At 69.8% G+C, this 3,734-nt stretch carries 3 protein-coding genes; all 3 read left to right on the top strand.

Features of this window, described 5'->3' with window-relative positions; genetic code table 11:
- Positions 1-138 precede the first annotated feature (138 nt).
- The 3 genes from ACZ5ZX_RS10030 to ACZ5ZX_RS10020 are packed head-to-tail and all read left to right on the top strand — an operon-like array spanning position 139 to position 3,381.
- Positions 139-999: a branched-chain amino acid ABC transporter permease gene (locus ACZ5ZX_RS10030; RefSeq protein ID WP_465501646.1), complete on the top strand. Its 861-nt coding sequence runs from the start codon at positions 139-141 to the stop codon at positions 997-999.
- Positions 986-2,689 (top strand): branched-chain amino acid ABC transporter ATP-binding protein/permease, encoded by a 1,704-nt coding sequence (locus ACZ5ZX_RS10025; RefSeq protein ID WP_465501645.1) that lies wholly within the window; start codon positions 986-988, stop codon positions 2,687-2,689. The genes ACZ5ZX_RS10030 and ACZ5ZX_RS10025 overlap by 14 nt, the downstream gene beginning before the upstream one ends.
- Complete coding sequence (locus tag ACZ5ZX_RS10020; RefSeq protein WP_465501644.1) at positions 2,686-3,381, top strand: ABC transporter ATP-binding protein; 696 nt, start codon at positions 2,686-2,688, stop codon at positions 3,379-3,381. The genes ACZ5ZX_RS10025 and ACZ5ZX_RS10020 overlap by 4 nt, the downstream gene beginning before the upstream one ends.
- Positions 3,382-3,734 lie beyond the last annotated feature (353 nt).

The following is a 3,734-nucleotide window of genomic DNA, read 5'->3' as shown; positions in this document are numbered from 1 at the left end:
AAACTATCAATGGCCCCCCCCGCTGGCGGCTGGTCGGGAGGCGTGTTTTGGCTTTTCCCGATAACAACCCAACCCCCAAACCCCCCACCACCGCAACCCACCACGCACCCTGCCCTCCCCCTCACACAGGAGGATTCGATGCTGCAGGGAGCGCTGGCAGGCTTGGCCGCCGGCGGACTGTACGCGGTACTGGCGGTGTGCCTGACGCTGATGTCGCGCTTGGTGCGGGTGGTCAACTTCGCCCAGTCGGCCACCGGGATGTTCGGGTGCTACGTCGCGGTGTTCCTGTCCGTCGGCTGGGGGTTGCCGACCTGGCTCGCCACGGTGGCGGGGATCCTGCTCGGCGGTCTGCTCAGCGCGCTGCTCGGCTGGATCGTGTCCACCTGGCTCGCCGAAGCCGACACCGGCACCCGCTCGGCGGTCACCGTGGCGGTGCTGCTCCTGCTGATCTCGGTGTCGTTCATCCTGTTCGGCAACAAACCGCAGCCGTTCCATCCGATCCTCGACGGTCCGGCGGTCACGGTCGGCGGCGTGGTGATCAGCCAGGTCACCGTGGTCACCGTCGCGCTGGCGGTGCTGGTGGCGGTGGCCAGCCGGATCGTGCTGGCCCGGACGTCGGCGGGGGTCCAGCTCCGGGCGCTTTCGGAACGGCCGACGACGGCCGAGCTGCTGGGCATCCCGGCGAAACGGCTCAGCATCGCGGTCTGGGCGGTCACCGGGGTGGTCAGCACGCTGGTCATCTCGATCGTCGCGCCCTCGCAGTCGAACGACGCGACGTCGCTGGCGATGCTGGTGGTCCCGGCCGCCGCGGCGGCCCTGCTCGGCGGGTTCCGCCGCCTCGACCTCGCGGTCGCGGGCGGACTGGGCCTCGGTCTGCTCCAGGGCGCGGCCGCGCAGGTCGACGGCCTTTCGGTGGTGCGGTACTTCCTGCCGTTCGTGGTGATCGTCGCGTTGCTGCTGTGGTCGCAGCGCAAGGAGGTGTGGGATGCGGCTCGCTGAACGCGGGATTCCGTTCGTGGTCGCGCTGGCGGCGATCGCGGCAGGCTACGGCCTGAGCGTCGGACTCGACGGGTACTTCGTCTACCTCGGCATGAGTGCCGTGGTCGCCGGGATCTCGTTGCTCGGGCTGGGCGTGGTCACCGGCAGCGCGGGGATGATCTCCCTGTGCCAGCTGACTTTCGGCGCCGTAGGTGCCTGGACGGTGTCCGCGCTGAACGAGGCACAGGCGCCCGGTGGGTTCCTCACCTGGTTGCTGCTCGGCGGTCTCGCCGCCGGGGTGGTCGGGGTGCTCGTCGGCCTCCCGGCGTTGCGGCTGCGCGGGATCAACCTCGCCGTCGTCACGCTGGGGCTCGCCGCCGCGGCCGACCTCGCGCTGGTGCAGCTGCAGTTCCCCGGTGTCTCCGGCGGGATCTCGGTCGAGCGGCCGGACGCCTTCTCCGACGACCGGTCCTACTTCCTGCTCGCCGTGGTGGTGCTGGTGCTGTGCTGCCTGGCCGTGTACTTCCTGCGCCGCGGCCGCTGGGGCAGCGCGTGGCAGGCGGTGGCGTTCTCCGAACGGGGGACGGCGGCCGCCGGCACCAGTGTCCGGTCGTCGAAGCTGACCGCGTTCGCGGTGAGCGCCACCCTGGGCGGGATCAGCGGCGGCCTGCTCACCGGGCAGGTCGGGCTCGCCTTCCCGGCCAGTTTCACCGCGATCCAGTCGCTGGCGCTGTACGTGCTGGCGATCATGTCCGGGGCGCATCTGATCGACATGGCCGTGTTCGGCGCGGTGTTGTGGGTCGGTGTGCCGGAGTTGCTGAAACGCTGGGGAGTCCCACAGGACTGGGGTTTCGTGGTCTTCGGGGTGCTCGGCGTCCAGGCACTGGCCAGTGGCGGGAACCTGGGCACGACCGTGCGGCAGGTCTGGTACCGGCGGTCCACAAAGGAACCGGCGAAACTCGACCTCGCTTCCGGAACCGCGGACATCGAGTCCACGCCGCCCGGTCCGCCCGTGCTCGTCGTGCGCGGGCTGAGCGTGAACTTCGGACATGTGGCCGCACTGTCCTCAGTGGACATCGCGGTGCCGGAACACGGCGTGCTCGGGGTGATCGGTCCCAACGGGGCGGGCAAGTCGACGCTGGTCGACGCGATCAGCGGTTTCCTGCCGAACGCGGAGGGCGTGGTCGAACTCGGCGGCAGGCCGTTGACCGGGTCACCGTCGAACCGGGCCCGCGCCGGGCTGCGCCGGACGTTCCAGCAGGACCGTGTGCCGCCGGGCCTGACGGTCGGCGCGTACCTGAAGTTCCTCGCCAGGCGTCGCCTCACCGCCGACGAGATCGGGGACGCCTTGCACTTCTTCGGCTGCCCCACCGCCCGCACCCCGCTGTCACGAGTGGACGTCGGCGCGCGCAGGCTGGTCGAGGTCGTCGGGCATCTGCTGGCGAAACCGCGCGTCCTGCTGCTGGACGAGCCCGCCGCCGGGCTCCCGCACGAGGAGCACGTCGCGTTCGGGGAACGGCTGCGGCAGGTTCCCGCGCGCTTCGGGGTGTCCGTGCTGCTCATCGAGCACGACCTCGACCTGGTTCGGTCGGTCTGCGACACGATCACCGTCCTCGACTTCGGCCGCGTCCTGGCCTCCGGCCCCCAGGCCGAGGTGCTCGCCGATCCGGCCGTGCTCAAGGCGTACATGGGTGAAACGGAGCTGCTGTGAACGCTTTGCGGATAGCGGGACTGACGGTCACCCGCGGTGCCGGGCCGGTGATCTCCGGCGTCGATCTGACGCTGGAGCCGGGCCGGATCACCGCGCTCGTCGGGCCCAACGGCGCCGGGAAGACCAGTCTGCTGGAGGCGGTCTCCGGCGTCGTCCCCGCCTCGGCCGGGACCGTCCACATCGGACAGGATGACATCACGAAGCAGTCGCGCGTTGCCCGCGCGCGGCGCGGTCTGGCGCATATCGAGCAGGGACGCGCGGTGTTCGGCGGACTGACCGTGCTGGAGAACCTGACGCTGACCGCCCGCACCCGCGCACGGGCCGACGAGCTGTTCGGCTTGTTCCCCGAACTGGAGAAACGCCGTGATTCCCCGGCGGCGCTGCTCAGCGGCGGGGAACAGCAGATGGTGGTGCTGGCCCGCGCGTTCGCCGCGCGGCCGTCGTTTCTGCTGATCGACGAGATGTCACTCGGGCTCGCGCCGGTGGTGTTCACCCGGCTGCTGCCGATGGTGACCCGGTTCGCCGAGGAAGGCGCGGCGATCCTGCTCGTCGAGCAGTTCACCCACCTGGCGCTCGGCGTGGCGAGTGACGCTCTGGTGGTGTCCTCGGGGCGGGTCACCTACGCGGGTTCAGCCCAAGGCCTGCTGGACTCCCCCGGCACCCTGCACTCCGCCTACCTCGGGGAATCCTGAAGGTCGTGAGTGGCGTTTCGGGTTAGTCCTTGTGGCCCCTTCGGTGACGTCTTGCAGACGTGAAAAGGGCGCGCTCGTCCCGCCGCCCCTTCTGCGTCTGGTACATGATCATCGAGAGGGGCTCGATCATGGGACGCGGGTCAGTACCTGCGATTTTACGTCGCACAGGGCACGAAGCGGAGGCAGCTGCCCGGGTATTTTCCGGTCAGAGCGAACCCTCTCTTAGGTACCTACCCGTGTCCTGCTGACTTGCTGGCATGAGGTACATGATGGCCCCCTTCCTTGCGCTAGGCGCGGGGAAGGGGGCCATCATGTACTGGGGAAGGTGTGAAGGTCGAGTTTCCTCGGCTGAG

This window comes from Amycolatopsis sp. NPDC033938 (genome assembly GCF_055575975.1).
The sequence above is the reverse complement of the archived record's forward strand: the minus strand, read 5'-3'. Positions and strand labels throughout refer to the sequence as shown.

What these genes read in the sequence shown, in the direction of transcription:
- ACZ5ZX_RS10025 (WP_465501645.1), top strand. Translation starts at nt 986, where the DNA reads ATGCGGCTCGCTGAACGCGGGATTCCGTTCGTGGTCGCGCTGGCGGCG.
- ACZ5ZX_RS10030 (WP_465501646.1), top strand. Translation starts at nt 139, where the DNA reads ATGCTGCAGGGAGCGCTGGCAGGCTTGGCCGCCGGCGGACTGTACGCG.